The sequence below is a fragment of the Pseudoalteromonas sp. S558 genome (genome assembly GCF_005886635.1).
GTDB classification, from domain to species: Bacteria; Pseudomonadota; Gammaproteobacteria; order Enterobacterales; family Alteromonadaceae; genus Pseudoalteromonas; species Pseudoalteromonas aliena.
This window is the reverse complement of sequence record NZ_PNDU01000704.1, coordinates 1-272: the sequence shown is the minus strand read 5'-3', so window position 1 is coordinate 272 and position 272 is coordinate 1. Positions and strand designations below refer to the sequence as shown.

Here is a 272-nt window from a genome sequence, read left to right as displayed (position 1 = left end):
GCTTAATCCCCCCATGCCTCTTGTCGATTCTTTGTTGAATAACAAATATCGTCTTTACGCGTTCCTTCAATAGATTGAAATTTAGTACGAAGCGTATCAATGACATCCGCTGCCTCATCTACAGATAACGTTGATTGACTGCAGTAAAAAAGATTTTCTGCCTTTTTTACTTTTAATGAGAGAGCATCTTCCACTGTTTCAACTATGTTAATCCCTCCGTCTGAGTGATCGTATTGCCCCATTGTACGCACTCCCACAGGGTGCCCATTATG

At 41.2% G+C, this 272-nt stretch carries 1 pseudogene; it reads right to left on the bottom strand.

The window, feature by feature from the left end:
- Nucleotides 1-14: 14 nt before the first annotated feature.
- A pseudogene (gene ispH, locus CWB66_RS22020) lies at nt 15-272 on the bottom strand (4-hydroxy-3-methylbut-2-enyl diphosphate reductase); the annotation flags it as partial.